Source organism: Aquitalea sp. FG25, assembly GCF_057809375.1.
This window is the reverse complement of sequence record NZ_JBMDJV010000018.1, coordinates 91,203-113,277: the sequence shown is the minus strand read 5'-3', so window position 1 is coordinate 113,277 and position 22,075 is coordinate 91,203. Positions and strand designations below refer to the sequence as shown.

Annotated in this window: 24 protein-coding genes; 8 read left to right on the top strand and 16 right to left on the bottom strand. The window is 61.9% G+C overall.

Annotated features, from left to right (window positions below; genetic code table 11):
* Positions 1 to 428: 428 nt before the first annotated feature.
* From ACODR9_RS16555 to ACODR9_RS16480, 16 genes are all read right to left on the bottom strand, one after another.
* Complete coding sequence (locus ACODR9_RS16555) at positions 429 to 1,106, bottom strand: Crp/Fnr family transcriptional regulator (RefSeq protein ID WP_488810505.1); 678 nt, start codon at positions 1,104 to 1,106, stop codon at positions 429 to 431.
* A gap of 307 nt (positions 1,107 to 1,413) precedes the next feature.
* Complete coding sequence (locus ACODR9_RS16550; RefSeq protein ID WP_488810504.1) at positions 1,414 to 2,973, bottom strand: cytochrome D1 domain-containing protein; 1,560 nt, start codon at positions 2,971 to 2,973, stop codon at positions 1,414 to 1,416.
* Complete coding sequence (nirJ, locus tag ACODR9_RS16545; protein WP_488810503.1) at positions 2,973 to 4,196, bottom strand: heme d1 biosynthesis radical SAM protein NirJ; 1,224 nt, start codon at positions 4,194 to 4,196, stop codon at positions 2,973 to 2,975. The genes ACODR9_RS16550 and nirJ overlap by 1 nt, the downstream gene beginning before the upstream one ends.
* A 60-nt stretch (positions 4,197 to 4,256) precedes the next feature.
* Positions 4,257 to 5,264, bottom strand: a complete 1,008-nt coding sequence (gene ahbB / locus ACODR9_RS16540; protein ID WP_488810502.1) for a siroheme decarboxylase subunit beta — start codon at positions 5,262 to 5,264, stop codon at positions 4,257 to 4,259.
* Positions 5,248 to 6,252: a siroheme decarboxylase subunit beta gene (gene ahbB, locus ACODR9_RS16535; RefSeq protein ID WP_488810501.1), complete on the bottom strand. Its 1,005-nt coding sequence runs from the start codon at positions 6,250 to 6,252 to the stop codon at positions 5,248 to 5,250. The genes ahbB (ACODR9_RS16540) and ahbB (ACODR9_RS16535) overlap by 17 nt, the downstream gene beginning before the upstream one ends.
* Complete coding sequence (locus tag ACODR9_RS16530) at positions 6,252 to 7,454, bottom strand: cytochrome D1 domain-containing protein (protein WP_488810500.1); 1,203 nt, start codon at positions 7,452 to 7,454, stop codon at positions 6,252 to 6,254. The genes ahbB (ACODR9_RS16535) and ACODR9_RS16530 overlap by 1 nt, the downstream gene beginning before the upstream one ends.
* Positions 7,415 to 7,762: a c-type cytochrome gene (locus tag ACODR9_RS16525; RefSeq protein ID WP_488810499.1), complete on the bottom strand. Its 348-nt coding sequence runs from the start codon at positions 7,760 to 7,762 to the stop codon at positions 7,415 to 7,417. The genes ACODR9_RS16530 and ACODR9_RS16525 overlap by 40 nt, the downstream gene beginning before the upstream one ends.
* Positions 7,744 to 8,052 carry a c-type cytochrome gene (locus ACODR9_RS16520; protein WP_488810498.1) on the bottom strand — a complete coding sequence of 103 codons (309 nt, stop codon included), beginning with the start codon at positions 8,050 to 8,052 and terminating at the stop codon, positions 7,744 to 7,746. The genes ACODR9_RS16525 and ACODR9_RS16520 overlap by 19 nt, the downstream gene beginning before the upstream one ends.
* A 79-nt stretch (positions 8,053 to 8,131) precedes the next feature.
* Positions 8,132 to 9,859: a cytochrome D1 domain-containing protein gene (locus ACODR9_RS16515; RefSeq protein WP_488810497.1), complete on the bottom strand. Its 1,728-nt coding sequence runs from the start codon at positions 9,857 to 9,859 to the stop codon at positions 8,132 to 8,134.
* Between the two features lie 311 nt (positions 9,860 to 10,170).
* Entirely contained in the window at positions 10,171 to 10,386 is a 216-nt protein-coding gene (locus ACODR9_RS16510) for a DUF3079 domain-containing protein (RefSeq protein WP_488810496.1), read from the bottom strand.
* A 169-nt stretch (positions 10,387 to 10,555) separates the two neighbouring features.
* Entirely contained in the window at positions 10,556 to 12,385 is a 1,830-nt protein-coding gene (locus tag ACODR9_RS16505) for a nitric oxide reductase activation protein NorD (RefSeq protein ID WP_488810495.1), read from the bottom strand.
* Between the two features lie 12 nt (positions 12,386 to 12,397).
* Positions 12,398 to 13,201 (bottom strand): CbbQ/NirQ/NorQ/GpvN family protein, encoded by an 804-nt coding sequence (locus tag ACODR9_RS16500; RefSeq protein ID WP_488810494.1) that lies wholly within the window; start codon positions 13,199 to 13,201, stop codon positions 12,398 to 12,400.
* A 9-nt stretch (positions 13,202 to 13,210) separates the two neighbouring features.
* Positions 13,211 to 13,471: a cytochrome C oxidase subunit IV family protein gene (locus ACODR9_RS16495; protein ID WP_488810493.1), complete on the bottom strand. Its 261-nt coding sequence runs from the start codon at positions 13,469 to 13,471 to the stop codon at positions 13,211 to 13,213.
* 181 nt (positions 13,472 to 13,652) lie between these two features.
* The gene (locus ACODR9_RS16490) at positions 13,653 to 14,246 is read right to left on the bottom strand and encodes a cytochrome c oxidase subunit 3 (RefSeq protein ID WP_488810492.1); all 594 of its coding nucleotides are present in this window, start codon (positions 14,244 to 14,246) and stop codon (positions 13,653 to 13,655) included.
* 55 nt (positions 14,247 to 14,301) lie between these two features.
* A complete protein-coding gene (locus ACODR9_RS16485; RefSeq protein WP_488810491.1) occupies positions 14,302 to 15,729 on the bottom strand; it encodes a cbb3-type cytochrome c oxidase subunit I in 1,428 nt (475 codons plus the stop codon).
* A gap of 32 nt (positions 15,730 to 15,761) precedes the next feature.
* Positions 15,762 to 16,187, bottom strand: coding sequence for a c-type cytochrome (locus tag ACODR9_RS16480; protein ID WP_488810490.1), 426 nt, complete (start codon positions 16,185 to 16,187; stop codon positions 15,762 to 15,764).
* A gap of 162 nt (positions 16,188 to 16,349) precedes the next feature.
* Here ACODR9_RS16480 and cobA point away from each other — a divergent pair, with 162 nt between their 5' ends.
* From cobA to ACODR9_RS16440, 8 genes are all read left to right on the top strand, one after another.
* Positions 16,350 to 17,186, top strand: a complete 837-nt coding sequence (gene cobA, locus ACODR9_RS16475; RefSeq protein ID WP_488810489.1) for a uroporphyrinogen-III C-methyltransferase — start codon at positions 16,350 to 16,352, stop codon at positions 17,184 to 17,186.
* Positions 17,187 to 17,259: 73 nt separating this feature from the next.
* Entirely contained in the window at positions 17,260 to 17,688 is a 429-nt protein-coding gene (locus ACODR9_RS16470; protein WP_488810488.1) for a hemerythrin domain-containing protein, read from the top strand.
* On the top strand, positions 17,685 to 17,897 hold the full coding sequence (locus tag ACODR9_RS16465; RefSeq protein ID WP_488810487.1) for a DUF2249 domain-containing protein: 213 nt from the start codon (positions 17,685 to 17,687) through the stop codon (positions 17,895 to 17,897). Before ACODR9_RS16470 ends, ACODR9_RS16465 begins: the two co-directional genes overlap by 4 nt.
* Complete coding sequence (locus ACODR9_RS16460) at positions 17,894 to 19,198, top strand: hypothetical protein (protein ID WP_488810486.1); 1,305 nt, start codon at positions 17,894 to 17,896, stop codon at positions 19,196 to 19,198. Before ACODR9_RS16465 ends, ACODR9_RS16460 begins: the two co-directional genes overlap by 4 nt.
* Before the next feature lie 167 nt (positions 19,199 to 19,365).
* A complete protein-coding gene (locus ACODR9_RS16455) occupies positions 19,366 to 19,929 on the top strand; it encodes a YIP1 family protein (protein ID WP_488810485.1) in 564 nt (187 codons plus the stop codon).
* 15 nt (positions 19,930 to 19,944) lie between these two features.
* Entirely contained in the window at positions 19,945 to 20,358 is a 414-nt protein-coding gene (locus tag ACODR9_RS16450) for a DUF488 domain-containing protein (RefSeq protein WP_488810484.1), read from the top strand.
* 4 nt (positions 20,359 to 20,362) lie between these two features.
* Positions 20,363 to 20,842, top strand: a complete 480-nt coding sequence (locus ACODR9_RS16445) for a MarR family winged helix-turn-helix transcriptional regulator (RefSeq protein ID WP_488810483.1) — start codon at positions 20,363 to 20,365, stop codon at positions 20,840 to 20,842.
* Positions 20,843 to 20,922: 80 nt separating this feature from the next.
* The gene (locus tag ACODR9_RS16440) at positions 20,923 to 22,041 is read left to right on the top strand and encodes an HPP family protein (RefSeq protein WP_488810482.1); all 1,119 of its coding nucleotides are present in this window, start codon (positions 20,923 to 20,925) and stop codon (positions 22,039 to 22,041) included.
* Positions 22,042 to 22,075: the final 34 nt, after the last annotated feature.

The window sequence follows — 22,075 nt, the reverse complement described above, 5'->3', positions numbered from 1 at the left end:
GCCGGATTAAACCCGGCCTTTCAGATTATTCACAAACTATCTCTCTTAATTTCTTAGTGCAAAGCGAGGCGCCCTGCTTCAATTGACAAAGCAAGCGCGGGGGAATAGGAAATAAAGGGGAAGACTGCGGAATCAATCACTTAATCGGAATACCCGGCTTTGCTAAGTTTGGTGAAATCGCACCACATTACTTTGCCAACAGCCTGAAAGGCCGGATTAAACCCGGCCTTTCAGATTATTCACAAACTATCTCTCTTAATTTCTTGGCGCAAAGCGAGGCGCCCTGCTTCAATTGGCAAAGCAAGGGTGGGGGGATAGGAAATAAATGGGCAGGCTGCGGAATCTATCACTTAGGCGAAAGGCCCGGCGTTGCCGGGCCCTGCGAAATCGTACCAAATTATTTTGCTTGTCATCGCGGGCGGGGCCGCTTAGTCCGCGCTGTGGCGCAAGCCTTCCAGATCCAGCAACTGGATATCACGCCCGTTGACATCAATCAGCGCAGCCTCGCTCAGCTGGTGCAGCATGCGTGAGAAGGTTTCCGGCGTCAGGTTCAGCCGCGATGCGATCAGGTTCTTGTTCACCGGCAACGTAACCAGCGGCATGGCGGCGTCCAGATCGGCATTCTGCAACAAATAACCCACTACCCGCTGCAGCGAGCTTTCAATCGTGTAGCGTTCTACATCGCGCACCAGACCATGCAGCCGCATGGACAAGCCCGCCAGCAGGCGACGGGCAAAGGCCGGGTCGTTCTGGATGGCCTGATTAATACCCTGGGCTTCCACTTTTAGCAGGAAACCATCTTCCAGCAACTGCGCCATCACCGGGCAGGGCTTGCCCAGAAACATCACCGCTTCGGCAAAGCTCTGGCCGGGATGGATGATTTCCATCACTTTTTCGCTGCCCTGGGAGGAGGAAATGGCCAGCTTCACCCGGCCATACACCACCAGGAACATGCCGTCGCAGGGATCACCCTTCTGGAAAATCACCTGGCCCTTGTTGCCGCGTACCTCGTGGGTAAAGGGCACGAGCGCATCGATCTGCGCCGGGGACAATTGCTGAAACAGCGGCTGGTGCCGCAAAAACGAGGGGATATCGACAGTTTGCATGACTTTTCCATAAAAGCAGCTAACAACATAGCGTAGCGTCCCTGGGGCCAGGCGCGCCGCCACAGACAGTACAAGGGTACGGCCAAAAGGCGTAACGCCACCGCAGGGGTTTTGTTAGCGGCGCCAAGAACGCCGGGCGCAATGCCCTGCCCAGCCGCCGACTATAAGCCGCAGCCAAGGACATCGCCATGCGCAATAAGCATCAGCCGGCTACGCCAAATGGCGTAGACCGGCTTGTCCCACATCCGCTAACGGCCTTGCAGCCGCAGCGCAAAATCAAGCGGTGCTGTGTCCGGTTGCAGTGACCTCAGTGACTTGTCCCTTCCGAGCGATTCACCTTGTTAAACACATTGTATTTGCCGATGGGCTTGGCCATGGGCAAGGCGGCCACTTCGCGCAGGGTTTGCGCATCCACCACAATCAGCTCGCCCGGATTCTCCATCACCGACACCAGTGCATAACGACCATCGCGGGTGAATTCCACATGCGCGGTGGTCTTGCCCGGCCGCAACACCAGCTGGCGCACCACGCTGAGGCTGCGCTTGTCGATGATGGACAGCGTGTCCTTGTGTGCGCTCATCATGGAGTCGGCCCAGGCATACGGGGTGTTTTCGTGGCTGCGCAGGAAGAAGCCCGGCCCCGGCAACTGCACTTGTTTGATCAACTGCCAGCTGTCCATGTCGACGAAACTGAGCTGACCGCCCTTGAGATTAGGCGTAGCCATGATGCGATGGCCATCGCGCTCAAAGCTGATGCCGGAACCCAGATGCGGCATGCCATCCAGCGGCAGGTCGGCCACCTTGCTGCGTGCATCCAGGCTGATCACCTGCGCCTGGCCGCTGCGCGAGGCACCCAGCACATGGCGGTAGGACGGGTCGAAGTAAAAGTCGTCCAGCACCATGGACAGCGGCGTCACCCGTGGGGTGAGAAAGCCCGGCTGCGCCAGTGACTCGCCCATTTTGTAGTCATGCACCAGGCCGGAATAAACCGGCTCGGCATGGCGGTCGTAGCTGATTTCCCACAGCTCTGGCACATCTTTTAACGCCACCACAAAGCTGTGGCGCGGCGCGGCTTCGTACACGGCGGACACCCGCGACGGATGACCGGCGGCATCGCGCACCGCAATGGTTTTCACCGGGGCCAGGCCGTGGGCGTCCAGCAGCACCAGCGTTTGCGGCAGGGTGTTGCCGGCCAGAATCCAGTTGCCATCGTCCGATACCGCGATATTGCGGGTATTCAGCCCCACGCGAATGTCCGCCACCACCTGCAGGCTGTACAGGTCGTACTGGGTTACCCAGCCATCGCGGCTGGAGAAATAAACAAAGCGGCCATCGGGGGAAAACTTGGGGCCACCATGCACGGCATAGTGGCTGGCAAAGCGGGTGAGCACCTGAAAGCGATCACCATCCAATACGCTGACATGGTGGTCGCCCGCCTCCACCACCACAAACAGGTTAAGCGGGTTGGCACGGTATTGCGGCTTGGCCGGCAGGCTGGACAGCGCCACCGGCTGGCGGTGCGAAGCGCGCATGTCGGCCTCGCTCCAGCGCGGCGGCGTGGCCGGGGCGCTTTGCACATAGGCCGTCAGCTGGCTGATTTGCGCCTCGTTCAGTTGCCCGGCAAAACCGGCCATCTGGGTAGCGGTACGGCCTTGGCGGATGGTGTTGCTGATCTCGGCGGTTTTCAGCCGCTCCAGGCTTTCCGGCAGCAAGGCCGGGCCCATGCCGCCCAGCCGGTCGGCACCGTGGCAGCTTTGGCAATGCTGGCCGTATAGCCGCGCAGCGGCGGATGGGTCCGCGTCGGCGGCGGGAGCAGCATACAGTGGCAGGCTCAACGCCATGCCCAACAGGGTTAGCCAGCGTTTCATCACACAGCCTCCTTACGCCAGGGGGTCAGCGGGGCCAGCGCATGCACGCCGCTGGCGACGCCGACTTCCTCGTCGCTCAGATAACAGGCCGGGTCTGCCGCCCAGAAATTACCGGTCAGCTCCCAGGCGCGCACCCGCGTATTGCCATTGCAGATGGCCAGGTGCTGACAGGCCGCACAGCGGCCTTCCACCGGACGCGGCGACTGGCGCAGGCCAGCCATCAGCGGATGGGATTCATCCCGCCAGATGGCGGAAAATGGCCGCTCGCGCACATTGCCCAGTTGCACCTTCCACCACATGGTGTCGGGGTGCACATTGCCCAGGTTGTCGATATTGGCCACGTTAACGCCGCTGGCATTGCCGCCCCAGGCCAGCAGGCGCTGGCGCAGTTGCGCGGCCTGCTCTGGATAATGGCGGGCCGCCCAGTGCAGCAGGTACACCGCATCGGCATCGTTATTGCCGGTAACAAAATCACGTGGCTTGCCCGCGCGGATATGCTGCAGGCAGGCCTCGATCAGCAGCTCCATTGCCCAGCGGGTACGCGGCTGGCGGGCGTCGTCAGCGCGGTGCTTGTTGCCGCGACCGGCGTAATTGAGATGGGAGAAGTAAAACTTGTCGATGTTTTCCACCGCCAGCAATTGCAGCAGCGCTGGCAGGTCGTCGGCATTGTCTTCGGTCATGGTGTAGCGCAGGCCAACCTTCAGCCCGGCATCGCGTGCCAGCCGCATGCCGCGCAAGGCCAGTTCGTAGCCACCGGCCAGGCGGCGGAAGCGGTCGTGGGTGGCACCAATGCCATCCAGGCTGACGCCGACATAATCAAAGCCCACCGCCGCCAGCGCCGAGATATTGCGCTCGTCAATCAGTGTGCCGTTGCTGGACAGGCCAACATAAAAACCCATGGCCTTGGCACGGGCGGCCAGCTCGAAGATATCCGGCCGCAGCAGCGGTTCGCCGCCGGACAGAATCAGCACCCGCACGCCAAAGGCGTACAGATCGTCCATCACCGCACAGGCTTCGGCGGTGGACAGCTCGCCCAGGAAATCCTTGTTGGCCGAGGTGGAGTAACAGTGCTGGCAGGTGAGATTACAACGGCGGATCAGGTTCCAGATCACCACCGGGCCGCTGGGCTTGGCGCTGCGGGCGGGCGCGGCTGCCGGGTTCAGCAGACTTTGCAGATAAGGTGTCAGGCGCAGCATGGCAGGCTCCGGCAATGGCGACAGCATACAGTGTGCCGGGGCAGCCGCATCCGGCTCCTTGACCCGTATCAACGAGACCACCCCGGTTTATACGCGCAGGCCGGATTTCTTCAGGATACGGGTGGAAAACAGCAAGGAATGACGCCGACAGGCCGGGCCCAGCAGTTGCAGCAAAGCCGCCTGCTGTTCGCGCACTGCCCGGCGGCTGCCGCCATGCACCATGGCAAACAGGTTGTACGGCCAGTGCGGCAGATGGCGCGGGCGGCGGTAGCAGTGGCTGACGCAATCCAGCTGTCCCAGTTGCTGGCCCAGTTCATCCACCTGATCGTCCGCCACATCAAACACCGCCATGCCATTGGCGCGGTAGCCGATGGCGTAGTGATTGGGCACTGCGCCAATGCGGCGGATCACGCCCTGCTCCAGCATGCGCCCCAGCCGTGCCAGCACCATGTCTTCCGCTAGTTGCAGGCTGTCGGCCAACTGGCGGTAGGGCTGTTCCACCAGCGGCAAACCGGCCTGGGTGGCGCGGATCAGCCGCCAGTCGTCATCGTCCAGTTCCGGCACCTGCTGGCTATCGTCCACACTGCCACGCCCGGCGCTGGCCTGCCCCACCGCCGCCTGACCGCCCACGGTAAAGCGCATGCCGACAAAGTATTCGCGCTGTTTGGGAAAGGCATGCACGGTAAGGCCGGTGAGCAGTTCGATGGCGCTGCAGGCGGCGGAAATACCCGCCTGACTGGCAGCGGCCAGGACAAACCACATATTGAGCTTGTGGGTGCGCTGATAGTTATGCGCCACCACTGGCAGGCTGTTGACGGCGGCGGCCACCTCATCAAAACGCGCGGGCGGCACCGCCAGTGCGGCCAGCACAAAGCAGCCGCCCATGCGTTCTATCTGGTAGAGCGGGCCAAAGCGGGTGAGCACCTGTCGCTGCAACAAGTCATCCAGCCCCTGACGCAGTGCGGTTTCGCTACAACCCAGTGCGGTGGCAGCGGCAGCATAAGGATGGCTGGACAAGGGGAAGCCACCCTGCAACTGATTGACAATGCTGATTTCCAGCGGGTTGAGCTTGGCCTGGCTATGCGTGATGGCCATAACAGGCTCCGCGTTGGGTATAGCGTTTCAGGGAGGGCAATACCGCATGCGGGTAGTGCTGCAGGCCATGGCGCTGGATGATCTGTCCCAGGGCAGCCTGCAGGCTGGCCGCATCGCTGGCGTGAATCATGCAAAACAGCTGGTAAGGCCAGTGCGGCAGTCGCGCCGGGCGCTCGTAGCACAGCGTCACGGCGGGTTCGCCAGCCAGTTGCCAGGCAACAGCCTCGCGGCTGGCGGCATTGTCGATCTGCCACACGCACATGGCGTTGTGGCGATAGCCCAGCTCGGCATGGCGCAGTACCGCACCAAAACGGCGCAGTACGCCGCCGGCCTGCCAGTCCTGCAACTGCTGCAGGACTTCCTGTTCGGTCAGGCCGCAGCGGGTGGCCAGCAAGGTGAAGGGCCGCAATTGCAACGGCAAGCCGCTACACAGGCCAGCCAGCAGGCGCTGCTGGCGCCAGTCCGGGCGAATGGGTGCAGGCGCGCGCTGTGGTTGGCGCACGGCAGTGCTGCCATCCAGCGCAAAGCCCAGGTCGATATGGTATTCACGCAGCAAAGGCAGGTTGAGCGGCGTCAGCCCGGTGGCCAGATGAATGCGCGACAGCACATCAGTCACCGCAGCTACGTCACTGGCAGTCACCACAAACCACAGATTGAAATGGTGATCGCGCTGGTAGTTGTGGTTGACTTCGGCATGACTGCTGACAAAGGCAGCCACCGCATCCAGTCGCTCCGGTGCCACGGCCAGCGCGGCCAGGGTACTGCTGCCCACGGTATTGGGTGCAAACACCGCCCCCAGCCGGGATAACAGCCCGGCCTGTTGCGCCTCGCGCAGCAACTGCATCAGTTCATCTGCAGTCCAGCCATCCCCCAGCAGGGCAGCCATATCGGCAAATGGCGTTGCACTGAGCGGAAACTGTTTCTGGCAGCGATCCAGTGCATTCAGGCTGCGCGGCGGCAGTGCCGTCAGGCTTGGCAAGTCTTGCATCACATCCCCATGCGGCTGGCGCGTTGGGTGAAGAAAATGCCGGACGGCTCCAGCGCAGGCAGCGTGCTGCGCGTGGTGAGCGTGGCGGTGTCGATCACCACCAGCTTGTTGTCGTCACGGCTGGACAACCATACCGCATCGCCACGGGCGGTGAATTCCATGTGCAGGATGGCGCGGCCCGGTTGCAGGGTCTTGATCACCTGCCGGGTCGGCACATCAATCACCTGCACCTTGTCATTGTCGGGGAAGGCAAAGTTGACCCATACCCGGCGGCCGCCAGGTTCAGCCATCACGAATACCGGCTGGCCCAGCACCGGCACGGTAGCCACTTGCGCCCAGCTGCGGTTATCCGCCACCAGCACCTCATGCTGACCGATGGCGGGGAGGAAGGCATAATCCCCGGCAATCGACCAGCCGCGCAAATGCGGCATCTTGTATACCGGCAGGGTTTGCCGGCCACGGCCATAGCCGCCCAGAATACGCCGCACCCCAGCATCGGCATGCCAGCTATCAAACAAGGCCAGGCCATCTTCGCCGTACAGGCCAGCAATAAAATAGCGGCCATCGCTGCTGGCCAGGCCATCGTAAGGCTGCTTGCCGATGTGCTCGAAGCGCTGGACCTTGGGCGCGCGGGGCGTGCTGGCATCCAGCAGCCAGATTTCTCCGCTGTCGTACAGGGCAAAGGCAAAGCGGTTGCCCGGCATGTCGGCCAGACCCACCACCTTGGATTCGCTACCGCCAACGGCTGCCGTGCTGACGCTGGACAACAGTTGCAGGCTGTCGGCATCAAACAGCTTCACCCCGCCCGGACTGTAGTTTTGCGCGGCAATTACCCGGCCGTCGCTGGAAATGGCACCGCCTATGCTGTTGCTGGCCTGCTCCACCCGCTTCACCAGCCGGGCCGTCAGCAGGTCCACCTTGCTGATGGCACCGTCGCGGCCAAACACATAGGCATAGCGGGCATCACGCGAAAACACCACCGAGGCATGCGACAAATCACCCAGGCCCTGCACCCGCGCCAGCGATTGTGCGTGGCTGTTGTCGACAATCTGCACGCTGCCACTGGCACGTTCGATCACCACGCCAAGGTCGCCCGTGCCGCGCAGCGGCGTACTGGCACAGGCGGCCAGTGCCAGGCACAGCAGCGGTGCCAGCAGGCGGGCTAGCGTGCGCCGCCCTGTTGCAAGAGTTGAACCAGCCATTGCGCTTCTTCTTCGGAAAGGAAAGGCCGCCATGGCGGCATGGGGGTGCCGGGGCGGCCATTGAGAATGGTGGCCACCAGGCTGTCGGCTGATTTGCCAGCCAGCGCCTGGGGGGTAAGCGGGCTGCCCAGCCCGCCCTTGAGGCTGAGGCCGTGGCAGGCACCGCAGTCGTTATGCAGCAGCTGCAGCAGCACACCGGCACGGGGTTCTGCCGGTGCCGCCGCAACAGCCTGCTGGCACAGGCTGGCATTCAACAACGCCAACAGTGCCAGCAGCCGCAGGCTGCGCCTTACTGGGCCAGAATCCATGTCACCAGCTGCTTGAGGTCGGCATCCGGCACTTGCGGATTAGGCGACATCGGAATGGCACCAAAACTACCAGAACCGCCGGCCTTCACTTTCTGCATTAGCTTGGCCGTGACATTCTGGCCCTTGTATTTGGCGGCCACTTGCTTGTAGGACGGGCCAACCACCTTGGCATCCACGCTGTGGCAGGCCAGGCAGTTGTATTGTTTGGCCAGTTCCGGCCCGGTGGCAGCTTGCGCCAGCGATGCGGAAACAGCCCCACACAGGGCCAGAGCGATCAGTGCATATTTCATCGTATTCTCCTTATTCCGGCAGACAATGTACTGTCTGCCGGATTTCAACAGTGAACGATCAAGAAAGATTTATCCCAGATCAATAAATGTCATGCTGGGTGTTGAATACATTGAACTTGCCGGTCGGTGTGATCAGGCGCGGGTCCTTGATCACTGCCTTGAGCTTGCGGGTCTTGTCATCCACCACCACGATGGCAGATTGCTTGTCCTTGCCGCTCCATACCGAGAACCACACTTCGCTGCCGTCCTTGCTGTATTCCGGCTGCAGCACGCGCTTGGCCCCATCGCCCAGGCCAGCCCATTCGCCGATCGGCAGGCTGACATAGCCCTTGTCTAGGTGGTTGATATCAAACACGGCAGCGCTCTGGCTGATGGCGGCATCCGGATTCAGCGTGGTATCCACCCACAGATTGTGCGATTTCGGATGTGTCTTGATGAATAGCGAGCCACCACCCTGCCCCTTCAGCACACGGACCACTTTCCAGGCCTGGGCCTTGTGTTTGTCCGGGTCGGTACCAATCAGGCTGATGCTGTCGTCGCCCAGGTGGCCGGTAGCCCATACCGGGCCATATTGCGGGTCGACAAAGTTGGCACCACGGCCCGGGTGCGGGGTTTTGCCCACATCCACCAGTGCAGCCAGCTTGTCCAGCTTGGTATCCACCACCGCCACCTTGTTGGAGGCGTTGGCCGCCACCATGAAGTAACGACCGGTGGTATCAAAACCGCCGTCATGCAAGAACTTGGCCGCGTCGATGGTGGTGGTTTTCAGGTTGGACAGGTCGGAATAATTCACCATCATGATCTTGCCGGTTTCCTTGGCATTGATGACGAATTCCGGCTTGTAGTGGCTGGCCACAATGGACGCCACACGCGGTTCCGGGTGGTATTCGTTATCCACCGTCATGCCACGGGTGCCGACAATCTTCAGCGGCTTGAGGCTGTTGCCGTCCATGATCACGTATTGCGGCGGCCAGTAGGCCCCGGCTACCGCCAGCTTGTCTTCAAAGCCCTTGAACTTGGAGGTTTCCACCGAGCGGGCTTCCAGGCCGATGCGGATTTCCGCCACCGTATCCGGCTTGGCCATCCACAGGTCGATCAGGTTGATCTTGCCGTCGCGGCCAATCACGTACAGATAGCGGCCAGATTGCGACAGGCGGGAAATATGCACGGCGTAGCCGGTCTTCAGCACGCTGACAATTTTCTTGCTGTTACCGTCGATCAGGGCAATCTGGCCAGCGTCACGCAGGGTGACCGAGAACAGATTGGCCACATCCAGATTGTTTTCTTTATGCGTCGGGCGTTTTTCCGGCGGAATCAGCACCTTCCAGGTACCCAGCATGTCCTTCATGCCGAATTCCGGCGGTGTCGGCGGCTCCTGCTGCACATAGCGTGCCATCAGGTCTACCTGGGCATCGGTCAGCTCGCCTGAAGTCCCCCAGTTGGGCATACCAGCCGGCGAGCCATACTTGATGAAGGTTTTGAGGTATTCGGTACCACGACCCAGTGTGATATCCGGGGTTAGCGGCTTGCCGGTAGCCCCCTTGCGCAGCACCCCGTGACAGCCGGCGCAGCGTTCAAAGTAAATCTGCTTGGCGAGGCCGAATTCGGCCTCGGTCATCGGCGGGGCCTTGGGGTTGATGTTCTGGTGCATGGGCTCGGAAGCCAGCGGCGAAGCCGCACCCTGGTATTTCGCTTCCGGGGCGGAAGTCGAGGTGGCGGCAGTATCCGCCCAGGCCTGCATCACGGAAAAAGGCAGGGCCGCCAGCAATACACTTCTTGGCAGCCAGGACAAGCGCGGGGTCTTCATGGTTAGGGCTCCAGCGTGACAGTAATGCTTGATAGCCGGCATCTTCATCCCGCAGGCATATCTCCCACCTTGATACGTATCAACGCTTTAACCATGAGGTCAGCAGTGTCTTATCCACCCACTGCATGGCCGCCATCACACGACAGCGCCGCAGCTTTTTACATTGATCCACCTGCTTAACCAGAGCGATATCGGAAAAAAATAGAGATCTCGCGTCACACCTACACCGGCCTCTCTGGCCGCCGTCATCCGCGGTCAGGCTACGGCACGCTATCTGTTGGCCAATGCCTGGCAGCAGGGTATGCCGCGACTCAGTCAGTCTCCGGCAGCGTCAGCGATTTTTGTTCCGGTTCCACCTCCAGCCCCCAGTCGCCGTATTCGTACCAGTCCTCGCCCAGCACTTCCGCCGGATGCTGGGTGCGGCCAGAGCCATTGCCGCATTGCATGGAGTCGGCCGGGCAGTATTTGTCGCAGCCCCAGCAGATGCGCTCCGGGTGGGCGGGGTGCAGTGGAAATTTCCTGGCCATGATATTTCCTTTCCAGTAGCAGAATGCGCGATCAGGCAGAGTGTCATTGTCCGAGCCTGTGGGCGTGGGCGACTTGCTACATATCAAAAAAAACCCGGCGCAAGGCCGGGTGAAGAAGGTGATTACACCTTGGAGTAGGGTTGCGGCGGCCGCGGTGCAGTTGCCGCGATCAGGCAGTCAGGTGGGCATACAAGCGGGTGAGCACGGTGGGCAGCATTTGCGCCTGTTGTACCACCACATAACCACGATGGCCGAACAGGTGCGGCAGGTAGTCGCCGGCTTCGCGGTCCACGGTCAGGCAGAAGGGCAGCAGGCCGTCGCGGCGTGCTTCCAGAATGGCCTGGCGGGTGTCTTCGATGCCGTAGCGGCCTTCGTAATGGTCCAGATCGTTGGGTTTGCCATCGGAAATAATCAGCAGCAGGCGGCGCGCGGCCGGCTGTTGCAGCAGGATGCGGCTGCTCTGGCGGATGGCTGCGCCCATGCGGGTGTAGTAGCCGGGGCGGATAGCCAGGATGCGGCCACGCGTCGTGTCGTCGTAGCGCTCGGCAAAATCCTTCAGTACCTGAAAACGCACTTCCTGACGGCGAATGGAGGAAAAACCGTACAGGCCAAAACTGTCACCGGCAGCGGACAATGCCTCGGCAAACAACAACAGGCTGTCACGGATGACGTCGATGACTCTGCCCGCGTCGCCTACCCAGCTTTCGGTGGAGAGCGACAGGTCGGCCAGGGTCAGGCAGGCCAGGCTGCGCTCGCCAGGCGGCCAGGCCTGATACAAGCCAGGTTCGGCCTGGGCGACACCACTGTGGCGTTCGGCCAGAAAACGGATGACGCGGTCGATATCGATGTCCGGGCCGCATTCCTGTCCGCTCTTGCGGGTACGTTCCGGTGCCAGCGCCTGAAACTGGCGGCGCAGGCGGCGTGCCAGCGGCAGCAGGCGCTCGGGCAAGGCGGCCGGGGTGGCATCCCTTGGCAACATGGGCAGCAGGCGGCAGTGGTCCTCCACCAGTCTTTGTTGTTTCCAGTTCCATTCCGGCAACATCAGCCCGGCACCTAGCGGGGTATCGTCGTAGGCGGCGGCAGGGAGATCCAGATCAAACTTGAGCTTGCCGCCCTTGGTGTGAGCGTCTTGTGCCAGCGACAGGCGGTTCATGTCCTCGGCAGCGGCGGCGGCATTGTCGTCGTCATCTTCGTCGGTATGGCGGTTGACCTTGACGTACTCGTCCCAGGTAAACAGGCTTTCGGCGCGGAAGATCATCAGCATGCCGTTTTTGCGTTCGTCCTGCACCACGCGCTGGGCGCGGTAGCGGCGGCGCTGGCGTTGCTGTGGCTTGCTGCGTTCGCCACTTTGCTGCGGGTCCTGCGCGGTGGACGGGGCGGTATGGTCCAGCGTGGGCGGGGCCGGATGCAGCCATAGCGGCAAGGGGTAAGGCGGACGTGCTGGTGGCGGGGTGTCCTGCGGCTGCTGCGGCTGCTGCAAGGCCTGACGGATGGCGCGCTCCCAGGCGGCCTCGGGCGCGGGCAGGCGTGCCGGGTCTGGCCGCTGCAACAGATGCGCGGCCACCAGGCGCTGATAGCTGGCGGCCAGGCCGGGCATGGCCGCCAGGCAGTCGGCTGCCGCCTGGCGGTTGGCATTCAGCCAGTCGCCATCGGGCCGGGCAGTGGCAGCCAGGGCCATCAGCCAGAAATACAGCTCGCGGTTAAGCGCCGCATTGGCAAACAGGTCGATTTTTTCTGGTAGATAGAAGGCCTGATGGTCGGACCAGGCCAGTTCCACCCGCTCGCCGGTGCCGGAGATACGTTCCAGCCAGCGGCGGCGTGCGCCATGTTCGGTGCCGACGGTGGAGCGTAGCGCCAGTGCCGGGTCGCCGCCCATGGCGCGGAAAAACATGGGTGCCACGGCGGCTACCTGTTCCAGCCGCACGGCAGCAGCGGCATGGCCACGGTAGGCTGCGCGCTTGACCAGCTTGTCCCACCAGCCGCCGACGATATCTTCCATGACAGGCCCCGATCAGGCAGGAAACTGGGTGTGGATGATGGCCAGCAAGGCAGCCACGGTATCCGGCTCGTCGCTCAGCGGTTCGGCCAGAGCGGTGCGGCAGGCCAGTGCCGGGGCCATGCCAGCGGCCATCAGCTTGGCGGCATACACCAGCAGGCGGGTGCTGACCGATTCGTCCAGATCGTAACCGGACAGGCGGCGCAATTGCCCGGCCAGCGTCACCAGTTGCCGGGCTTGTGCATCGCCCAGGCCGGATTCCAGCATCACCACCTGCTGTTCCACCTCGGCGGAGGGAAAGTCAAAGCTCATGGCAACAAAGCGCTGGCGCGTACTGGGTTTGAGGGTTTTCAGCACATGTTGGTAGCCGGGGTTGTAGGACACCACCAGCATGAAACCGGGTGGGGCCACCAGCACCTCTCCAGTACGCTCGATGGGCAGGATGCGACGATCGTCGGTGAGCGGATGCAACACCACGGTGGTGTCCTTGCGTGCTTCCACCACTTCGTCCAGATAGCAGATGCCGCCCTGACGCACCGCACGGGTGAGCGGGCCGTCGCACCATACTGTTTCGCCATCGCCAATCAGGTGGCGACCCACCAGATCGGCAGCGGACAAATCGTCATGGCAGGACACGGTAATCAGCGGCAAGCCAAGCCGGGCGGCCATGTGGGCGACAAAGCGGGTTTTGCCGCAGCCGGTAGGGCCTTTGATCAGCACCGGCAGCTGTTGCTGCCAGGCAGCTTCGAACAGCTGGCATTCGTCGCCCTGCGGCTGGTAGTAAGGGGCGGAAACTTCGGGGCGCAGTGGTGCGTTCATGGCATGTCCTCAGCGAAAGCTCAACAACAGCACACCAGTTACCAGCAGCAGCCAGCCATGTACGCCGGCACGCAGCCAGCGCGGTGCATGGCGCAGGCCCATGTAGTGCTCGATAACGGCCCAGCCCTTCAACCAGGCAAAGCCCAGCACCAGCGGTGCCAGCCAGTGTTGAGACAGCTGGCCGCTTTCGGCCAGGGTGGCTGCCAGCAAGGTCAGGCCACTGAGCCAGGCCCACAACAGCCATTGGGTAAGGGGGGCAGGTGTGTTCATAGCGCCAACGATACCGGCCCTCCCCCGCCATGGCCTTGATTCGAGATAAGCCCTGCCAACAAACTGCGCCCGCTGCAGCATGGCACCAGCGGCCATGAAAACACTGCGCAGCGCACCTGGGCCAAGGTGCGCTGCGCAGTGAGTCCATGCCAGGCCGAAGCCAAGGTATTGTCAGCGGTCTTTAACGCGCCACATAAACCAGGGCAAACAGCACAATCCACACCAGGTCCACCATATGCCAGTAGGCGGCGGCAGTTTCCACGCCGGTAATGGACTCGCCGCGATAGCGTCCGTCACGCGCCTGCCACCACACCGCAGCCACAATCACCATGCCCAGTACCACATGCAAAAAGTGAAACACGGTAAGCGAGAGGTAGAACATCCAGAAATCACTGCTGGACAGGGTGATACCAGCGGCAAATTTGCCACCCAGCTCAAAGGCCTTGAGAACCAGAAAACCACCACCAGCCACCATGGTCAGCACCAGCCAGCGTCGGCCGCTGGCCTGCCGGTCCTGCGCAAAAGCGCGTACCGCCGCCACGATGGCGGCACTGCCGGCCAATAGCAGCAGGGTATTGAGGGTGGGCAACAGCAGGCCCAGGTGTTGCTGGCCACCGGCAAACAAGGCCGGGTCGCGCCAGCGGTGGTAGCCGTATACCAGAAAGAACACGCCGAACACCGCCAACTCGGCCAGAATGAAACACCACATGGCCAGATCTCCCGGCACATGGCGGTTCTGCGGTATGTCTTCCAGCACCAGACTGTCGGTACGCATCAGCTATCTCCAATGAAAAAGCGGCCCACCAGGGGCCGCTTGCTTGCTTCAACACTCAGTCTTCGCGCTTGCCGGTGACAAAGAAGCTGATTACATACAACACCAGACCGCTGAAGAAAGACAGACCACACGCCAGACGTGCCCAGTACAGCGGCATGATGTGATCCTGCGTTTCCATGAAGGACAGCGGCGTGCTGGACATACGCTGCAGCCATACCTGGGTGGCACCGGCAGCAGTCAGGAACAACGTGATGCCGACAATGGACAAGGTCATCATCCAGAACGCCAGTTTTTCCACCTTCTGCGCTTGCGGGCTATTGGCTTCGCGGCCACGCAGCAGCGGCATGGTGTAGGAAATCATGGTCAGCACCACCATGGCGTAAGCACCATAGAAGGCCATGTGACCGTGCGATGCAGTCAGCTGCGTGCCGTGGGTGTAGTAGTTGACTACCGACAGCGTACCCAGGAAACCCCATACGCCAGCGCCCAGGAAGGACATCACCCCCGTACCCAGCGCCCACAGTGTGGCAGCCTGGTTAGGGTGGGCACGACGACGGCGCTTCACCATATTGAAGGCAAACATGGTCATCATGAAGAAGGGCACCGGCTCCAGGGCGGAGAAGATGGAACCCCATACCTGCCAGTAGGCCGGTGTGCCGATCCAGAAGTAATGGTGACCGGTACCGATGATGCCGGTGATCAGGGTCATGGCAATGATCAGGTACAGCCATTTTTCGATGATTTCGCGGTCCACCCCGGTTACCTTGACCAGCACGAAGGCCAGCATGGCACCCATGATCAGTTCCCACACGCCTTCCACCCACAGGTGCACCACCCACCACCAGAAGTACTTGTCCAGCACCAGGTTGTTAGGGTTAACAAAGGAGAACAGGAAGAAGATGGCCAGGCCCCACAGCCCCAGCAGCATCACGATGCTGATGCTGGTCTTGCGGCCGGACAGCAGCGTCATCGACAGGTTAAACAGGAAGGACAGTGCCACCAGCACGATGCCCACCTTGGTGATCAGCGGCTGCTCCAGATACCCGCGTCCCATGGTGGGCAGCAAGTCGTTGCCGGTGAGATGGGCCAGTACGTTGTACGGCAAGCCCAGGTAGCCGACGATGGTTAGCGCGCCCGCCACCAGAAACACCCAGAAGGTGATGATGGCCAGCTTGGGGCTATACAGCTCACGCTCGCATTCTTCGGGAATCAGGAAATAACCTGCACCCATAAAACCAAACAGCAACCACACGATCAGCAAATTGGTATGCACCATGCGGGCAGTACTGAAGCTGATGGCAGGAAACAGGAAGTCACCCTTCACATACTGCAGGCCGATGATCAGGCCAAACAGGATCTGGCCGATGAACAGGCCGATGGCTGCCATGAAATAGGGCTTGGCCACTGCCTGCGAGCGGTACTTGATCTGGGCTGGCGCACCGGCTGTGGCAGCCGATAGCGTTGCCGCGCTTGCATTGCTCATGTTTATCTCCGTAAGCGATTGGTCTGGTGCGATCAGCCCTGGATATTGGGCGGCCAGTTATTGGTATTGATCTCGGAGGTGTATTTCAGGAAAGCCACCACATCGTCCAGCTCGCCATCATTCAGGTGGAACTGCGGCATCTGGCGACGACCCGGCACATTGGTAGGCATGGCCTTCATCCAACCCTTGATGAACTCGGGGCCACGGCGTACGTAGACATTACCCAGCTCCGGCGCAAAGAAGGCACCCTCACCCAGCAAGGTGTGACAGCCGCCACAATTACGCGTCTCCCAGATTTTCTTGCCGCGCACGGCCGCATCAGTCAGCTTGGCCTTGGCGTTATGACTGGGCAGGGCCATGGTGGTATCCAGCGTCAGCCCCAGGAACAGCAGAAAAAAGAACACCGACCCACCGTAAAAGATGTTGCGGGCCGTCGATTTGGTGAAGCTCGCGCTCATCACGTCCTCCTCAAAGTGCTTGCACCGGCAAGTCCGGTACCTGGGGCGAAATGTACGGATTCAGGCATCCATATAGCATTGATTCGTATCAACGATTCCCGGTCACCCTCATCCCTACACTGGCGACATCACCATTTGGCAAGCCTTTGCCCAGGAGTCCACATGCACCGACCCGCCCTGCCCCCGCTGCCCCATCCCGATACCGCCAGCGCAGCCCCCTCCGCCGCCAGCAACACCGGCCTCGCCCCCGGCAGCGTCTGCCTGGTGGGGGCCGGCCCCGGCGACCCCGACCTGCTCACCCTGCGCGCGGTACAACGCCTGGGTGAAGCTGACGTGGTGCTGTACGACCACCTGCTGGACCCACAAATTTTGCGACTGGCACCGCCGCAGGCCAGCCGCATCTGCGTGGGCAAGCGCGCCAGCCGCCACACCCTGCCACAGGCCGACATCAACCAACTGCTGATTGACTTTGCCCGCAGCGGGCAGCGGGTGGTGCGGCTAAAAGGCGGCGATCCCTTACTGTTTGGCCGTGGTGGCGAGGAAATGCTGGCGCTGGCCGCAGCAGGCATCCCCTGCGAGGTTGTACCGGGCATCAGCGCGGCACTGGGCGCAGCCGCCGCCCTTGGACTCCCGCTGACCGACCGCGATCACGCGCAGGGCTGTACCCTGGTCACCGGTCACCGTCGTCAGGGTGAAAGCACCCTGGACTGGACACAGCACAGCCAGCCGGAACAAACGCTGGTGGTTTATATGGGATTGGGAGAAGCCGCCCACATTGCCAGCCAGTTGCTGGCCCATGGCCGCGACCCGGCCACGCCGGTAGCCATCGTGGAAAAAGCCTGCAGCAGTGCGCAACGCTGCCTATGCGGCCAATTGGACCAATTGCCTCAACTGATCGCCGATGCGGCCATCAGCACACCGGCCCTGCTGGTGATTGGCAAAGTGGTCACGCTGCACCAGCAACTACTGGCCTTGCGCCAGCAGGCGATGATTTCTTGATCCGGGTCATTCAGGCCGCAGCGCCAGCCAGCAATACTGCAGGCATACCCCCCACACATCGAGATCACGCACCATGAACGCCATTTCACAGCTCACTCAGCAACATCGCCTGTGCGATGCCGACTTTGCCCTGGCCGAAGAAGCCGTCCGCCATGCCGACTGGCCCAAGGCCCGTGCCGTATTCCAGGCCTTTCACAATGCCATGCTGCAGCATTTTTCCCTGGAAGAAGACAGCCTGTTTCCGGCCTTTGAAGCCGCAATCGGCAGCAGCATGGGGCCAACTGCCGTCATGCGCAGCGAACACGCGCAAATGCGTGCACTGATGCAAGACATGGCGCAACTGCTATCATCCGAACAGGCCACCGACTACCTGGGCTGTGCCGATACCCTGCTGATCCTGATGCAGCAGCACAACATAAAAGAAGAAAACATTCTCTACCCCATGTGCAGCCAGCAGATTGCCGACTTCGACGCCATGGTCAACGCAGGAAGCGCAGCATGAACCCGCGTGACCTGCGCCACCTGCCGGCGCCGCAGCCAATGGAAATCATCCTGGACGAAGCCGACCTGCTGGAATCCGGCCAGGAAGCAGCCTACATCCTGCCGCACCACCCCAGCCCGCTGCTGCCCTTGCTGCAGCAACAAGGGCTGGATTTCCGCTTTGAGCTCTCCGGTGACGGCGGTGTCATTCTCATCCTGAGCCGGCCATGAGCCAGGCCTGGCTGTCTTACGAAGCTGCCCCGCCGCCATGGCTGCCGGGCAGCTTTTTTGCGGCCAGCCTGTCATGGCTGCTGGTAACCGGGCTCACCCTGCTGCTGGGCAGCACGGTAATGCCCAACCGCTTTGATCCACTCATCGTCACCCTGACCCATCTGCTGGCACTGGGCGTACTCGGCAACACCATGCTGGGCGCGCTGCTACAGCTACTGGCCGTGGCCGCTGGCGTTGGTACGCCCCGGCCACAGGCATTGTGGTGGCGCACCTTTCCGGTTTGGCAGGCCGGTGTTGCCTGCCTGTGCTGGGGCTTCAGCCACGGGTTCAGCCCCCTCTGGCTCGTAAGCGGTGCACTGCTGCTGTGCTGCGCCGGACTAGCCCTGCTGTGGCATGCAGGCTACGGCCTGTGGCACAGCCCCGCCCGTGACGCCACCAGTCAGGGCCTGCGGCTGGCGCTGGCAGGGCTTGGCCTGGCACTGGCGCAAGGCCTGTTGCTGGTGCTGACGCTGGGCGGAGATATCAGCCCCCCCTTTCTGCCGCTGCTGCACAGCCACGTACTGTGGGCCGGCCTGGGCTGGCTGCTGGCCTTGCTGCTGGCGGTCAGCCAGACCGTGATGCCGATGTTTCTGGTTACACCGGCCTTTCCCAGCCACACCCGCTGGCTGATACCAAGCTTGCTGACGCTGCTGGCCGGGCTCAGCCTGTTGCTGCTGTGGCAACCTGCCACCGCAGAATGGCTACTGGTACTTGCCTGCCTGCCCGCTGCCTGCTTTGCCATGCTCACCTTGCGCCAGTTGCGTGCCAGCCGCCGTCGGCAGGACCCCTTGTGGCGCAGCTGGCTGCTGGCCACGGTATGCCTGCTGCTCACCTTGCCACTTGCTATCGCAGGCCTGTATTTGCCCGCCGCCAGCAGCAGCCTGCCGCTATGGTGTGGCGTGTTGTGGCTGGGTGGCATGGGCTTGGCAGCCGTGCTGGGCATGCTGGGCAAAATCGCCCCCTTTCTGGCCTGGCTACATCTGCAGCGCCTGCAGCCACCACGTGGCGTACTGCCACGCACGCATGGTTTTCTGTCCGAGCAGGTTGTTGCCCGGCTGACCGGCCTGCATGCGGGCTGGCTGCTGCTGGCCTTGGCCTGGTGCCGCTGGCCGGTCATCTGGCAGACACCACTGGCTATCTGCACCCTGCTGCTGGCCGCTGCGGCTGGCTGGCATGGCAGGAAGCTGTGGCAGCTGTATCGGCAAGTACGGGCAGTTTGCCTGGCACGGCATGCCGACAGCACACTCAGCACCTCCCGCTAAGCCCTACTCCGTATTGACCCGCGCCCGCCAAGGGCGCGTCTCCCCAAGCCCCACTCCCAACGCCCCACACAACCGCATGTTCAGCACATGCGCACATTTGGCAGTAGATTTATATCGTAATACGATATATATTTGAGTGGCAGCCCCTTGCTGCCAAGGAGATCGCCATGAACCTGCAACATCCGCTCCAGATGATTTACTCGTCGCACCATGGGTGGGACCAGCTTGGCCAGCGCCATCCGTCCGTTGCCCATAGTTTCGTGAAAATCGTGCTGCCTGCCTCGCTGTTTGCCGCAGGCATGGTGCAATACGCCGGGGTTTATCACGCCGATAGCTATGCCCCCGGCGTAGCAACGCAAAACTGGCAACAAGCCAGCCTGATCCTGCTGCTGACCAGTTGGCTGGCCGTGGCCCTGATGGGCTGGGTCATCCGTCAGTCGGTGCATGCCAGCAGCCGCCCGGCGTTTGCCGATTGCTACCGTTTGGCCGCGCTGGTACCACTGCCAATCTGGTTGTCGGCACTGTCTTTGCTGTTGCCTTATCCGCTATTGAACATGAGCTGTGCCGTACTGGGCCTGGCTGCATCGGCCGGACTGCTCTACCACGGGTTGGATGCCTGGTTCGAACACGATGACTCGGTCCACACCCTGTCGCTGGCCTATACCATCTTCGCCATTGGCGCGCTGGTATGGCTGTTTGTCGTGGCCCTGCTGCTACTGCCCTTGCTGTAAACCGGAGTACACCACGTGAACATCAGCCTGCAAGCCCTGCAACGCTACACTCCCGGCAATACGCCGGCTTTCCTGATCGGCAGCGAACCCGCTGCCGGTATTTCTGCCGAAATAGCGCGCAGACTGCGCTGGCTGCCGGCGCTGTCACCAGCTCCCGGACTGGCTGCCTGGCTGCAGTTGCGCGAAGAGCGCTGGAGTCAGTTTTGCGAAATCTACTGGGCCGTGCTGCATAACAATCCCCAGCGCTGGGACTGGCTGGCACGCATGGCGCGTAGCAATGGCATCATCCTGGTATATGCCGAGAGCGACGTTCATTTAAGCGCGGCTCGCGCACTGCAACAGTTTCTGCGGCAACAGGACGACACGCCCACGCACTATGCTTCGCCGGTATGTTATGCGGCCCAGTTCGGCAGCGACGGGCTGATGTGATAAGGTGAACAGCTTCTTTGTCAGCCTGTCCCACGCCTTATCCACCATGACTGTTCCCGTACTGAGCAAGCAGGATTTCGAACGCCTGGCCGATTTTCGCTACCGGCTGCGCCAGTTTTTGCGTTTCAGCGAAGAACTGGCGCAGGAGCATGGCATCACACCGCTGCAATACCTGCTGCTACTGCAGGTGCAAGGTTATCCGGGGCGGGAATGGGCAACCGTGGCCGAGCTGGCCGAACGCCTGCAATCACATCATCACAGCGTGGTCGGCCTGATCAAGCGCTGCGAGGAACAGGAACTGCTCAAAAAAACCCCTGGCCGCCAGGATGGCCGCCAAGTGGAAATCAGTTTGCTACCCAAAGGGCAGGAACTCGTGGCCAAGCTGGCCGCCCTGCACCGTGAGGAACTGCTGCTGCTGAAAAACCTGGGCGGTGCTCAATCACTGGACCTGCTGCAGAACATTCACCGCAGCCTGCAAAGCTAAAGCCAGCAGCTGGCTGGCTGTGGCTGGCAAAAATATCGCCATACGATACAATAGCCCACCCCCACCCCATCCACCACATCATGACTGCATCTGTTGTTGCTGCGCGCCACCATGCCTGGCTGCGCGGTTTTTTGCCTGCCCAATTACTGGCTGGCCGCCGCGAGCGGCTGTATGGCTGCCTTGGCGCCGGTATCGGCCTGTTACTCACCGAACTGATCAGCCGTGCCGCCCTGGGCAGTGCCATCCCGTGGTTCATCGCCCCGATGGGTGCCTCCGCCGTGCTGCTGTTTGCCGTGCCATCCAGCCCGCTGGCCCAGCCCTGGTCGATTCTGGCGGGTAATCTGGTTTCTGCCATCATCGGCGTAGCCTGCGCCCGCTATATCGCCGACCCCGGCCTGGCTGCCAGCGTAGCCGGTGCGCTGGCAATCGCAGCCATGTTCCAGCTGCGCTGCCTGCACCCGCCTGGTGGTGCCGTGGCCATTACAGCCGTGCTGGGCGGCACGGCCATACAGGGGCTGGGTTTCCAGTTTGTACTGTGGCCGGTGCTGGCCAACTCGCTGTTGCTGCTGGGCGTAGCCCTGTTGTTCAACAATGCCTTGCAGCGGCGCTACCCACACCTGCCTGCCGACAGCGCCAACGCGCACCACACCCGTGACCTGCGCCCCAGTGAACGCCGCGCCTTCAATCAGCAGGACTTGCACCAGGCGCTGGCCGATTTTGGCGAAGTACTGGATGTGAGCGAGGACGATCTGGCCGCCATCTTCACCGCCGCCGAGCAGCAAGCGCAAAAACGCCGCTTTGGTGCCATCCGCTGTGGTGACATCATGTCGCGCGATGTGGTGTCCATCCAGCCGGAAGCCAGCTTGCAACAAGCCTGGGACAAGCTGGCACATCACAAGGTCAAGGCTTTGCCGGTGATTGATGCGGCCGGTCGCTTGCAGGGTCTGGTTTCCCTGCACGACTTCTTTCTTCCGCACCACCAGACCACGGGAGCACCGCATGCAGCCAGGCTGGATGGTCAGGTGGCCGACATCATGAGCCAGCCCGCCCGCAGCCTGCAGGCCACCCAGCCCATCAGCGAGCTGGCGCTGGCCTTTTCAGATGGCGGCATGCATCACATGCCGGTGATTGATGCGGATGGTCAGCTATGCGGCATGATTACCCAGTCAGACCTGATTGCCGTACTGTTCAAGCAATAGGCTCCACCAACCAAAACCCTGCGCCTGCCTGTCC